The 2,182-nt window shown below is 60.5% G+C and carries 2 protein-coding genes and 1 pseudogene; all 3 read right to left on the bottom strand.

The window, feature by feature from the left end; translation table 11 throughout:
* Window positions 1-264 precede the first annotated feature (264 nt).
* Window positions 265-1,005 (bottom strand): annotated as a pseudogene (locus tag BSG20_RS35175) (IS66 family transposase); the annotation flags it as partial.
* A 48-nt stretch (window positions 1,006-1,053) separates the two neighbouring features.
* Window positions 1,054-1,410, bottom strand: a complete 357-nt coding sequence (gene tnpB / locus BSG20_RS35180; RefSeq protein WP_093041993.1) for an IS66 family insertion sequence element accessory protein TnpB — start codon at window positions 1,408-1,410, stop codon at window positions 1,054-1,056.
* Window positions 1,407-1,877, bottom strand: a complete 471-nt coding sequence (tnpA, locus tag BSG20_RS35185; RefSeq protein WP_093041996.1) for an IS66-like element accessory protein TnpA — start codon at window positions 1,875-1,877, stop codon at window positions 1,407-1,409. The genes tnpB and tnpA overlap by 4 nt, the downstream gene beginning before the upstream one ends.
* Between the last annotated feature and the right edge of the window lie 305 nt (window positions 1,878-2,182).

Below are 2,182 nucleotides of genomic sequence, written 5' to 3' on the forward strand. Positions count from 1 at the left end.
AGGATGACGAAACGGTCCTGGTTTCGACGACACTTAAGTTCATAACGACGCGTCCTCGGAGGGTTCACTTTCGTTCGTCTTTTGGACATGCACCTGCTCGGATCTCGTCCGAACGTTTCATCCGACGCTCACCACCACGGCTCTTTACCGCAGCAGCTCGGACTGGTTTGAGACCCGCTCCTGAAAGCCGATCCCGGAGGGCCATCCTCCATCATTCACGCAGCTTCACGTTACGGGGTTAGTTCATACTGAACTCCTTCCGTGCCTCTGCAGCACACTCTCATCACAAAACACCCTTGGCTGGGAGCGGATGAAGGCGGTAAGCGCATCGTAGAGAAGCTCGAGCCACCAAGCGATCCGCGTCACCCAGGCGCCGAGCGTGCCGCGATCGATCACCACGCCGCAGGAGGCAAGCATCTGCGCCTGGCGATGCAGCGGCAGATGCCAGGCAAACTTCGAAACGGCGACATGGGCGGCAAAGGCCGTAGTCACCATGCCGCCGTCCATCACACGCGCCGGCGCGGGCGCTTGCACAACAACGCTTTCGCAGGCCCGGCATGCGTAGCGCGGCCGGATCGTCCGTTTGACCCGGACAACAGCCGGCACGATGTCGAGCGCCTCGCTGACATCCGTGCCGATGCAATGCAGGTCGAACGAACAGCAGGGGCAGCTCTTGCTCTCCGGCTCGATGACCTCTTCATACCGGGGAAGGTGCTTGGGCAAACGGCCGATATTGCGGGCTGGCGATCGTCGAGCCGGTGTTGTCCCCTCGGTGACGGGCGCAACATCGTCATTGGCAGCTGCGGGAATGTCGCTGAGGTCGCCAAGGTCGAGCGTCGCCTGCGTCGCGTCGATCGCCGTCATTTTCTCCGACTTCGGCCCAAAGAGCTGGCCCTCCAGGAAGGCAACGCGCGCCTTGAGGTCGGCATTCTCCGCATCGAGCGAGAGAATGATCCGGCTCAATTGGGCGGCATCCTGAGGTAAAGGGTCGGGTCGAAGCGGCATGGCTGACCCTAGCACATGATCCTGAATCTACAAGCAAATCCAATAGGATCAGCCCACTTTCGTCGGCCGCTTTACGACGTTCCGTTTAACCCGAGTCCAGTCGATACCGGCCAGCAAAAGCGAGAACTCTTGGCTACTCATCTGCATCGCGCCATCGCGGATCGGTGGCCAAACGAACTTGCCCGCCTCAAGCCACTTCGTCGCTAGGATCATGCCCGACCCGTCCCAATAAATGCAGCGCAGGCGATCGCACCGCTTGGCGCGGAACACAAACACGTCACCACAGTAGGGATCAGCCGAAAGCGCTGACGCCACCAGCGCAACAAGGCCATTCATGCCGCGCCGGAAGTCGACAGGCTGCGTCGCCACCATGATCTTCACGCCATTCGGCGAAAGTCCGATCACCGGCGTGCTCGCAATGCTGCCACGATCGCCTGCGCCAACTCGGGCGCCACCGAGCCGATCACGGTCATGCGTGCTCCGGCAATCTCGATCTCAATTCGGCCGGAAGCAACGGAAGCGATATCCGACGACGCGCTCTGGGGAGGCGCTCGTTCTCCAACGACGGTCACCGGCACGAACATGGCCTGCTGCGCGCAGGCTTGCGCGGATCGTCGAGCGGTCAGCCCGGCTTCGCGGCGCCAGACATTCAGCAAACCGCGGTTGACGCCCCAGCGCCGGGCGACGGCCGAGATGTTCACGTCGGGTTCTGCGCTTTCAGCAAGGATCCGCGCCTTCTCTTCGTCGGTCCAGTTCCGCCGCTGTCGTCGACCGGTGATCACCTCGATCCGCCGGTAGACTCCATCATGCCTGGCTTCATCCATGGCTTCATCCATGACTCCAAGCATGGCGCCAGCGCGATCTCCAACCATCCCGTTCCACTCCTGCAGATGAAGGAACTTATCTCGCGGTCTCAATCAGCAAAGAAAAGGTGGGCTGTTCGTCGCGCTCACGACGAGTACGAGGGGCACACAAAGGCCGACAAAGCGATCCTGGAGGAAAGCTGTCCCGGAGGTGAACCCTTGAGAGCGTTTTGCGTTTGAGGGCAGGGGCGAAGGCCCTGCCCATGGTTTCGATGCGGAAGAGCGAAATGTGGGCCGCTTGAAGATTTACCTTCATTGAATGCGAATTTACCTTCAATCGAAGGCGGCAGGATATATCCTGATGTAAATGTCAT

Origin of the sequence: Rhizobium tibeticum (genome assembly GCF_900110205.1) — a bacterium.
Lineage (GTDB): Bacteria > Pseudomonadota > Alphaproteobacteria > Rhizobiales > Rhizobiaceae > Rhizobium > Rhizobium tibeticum.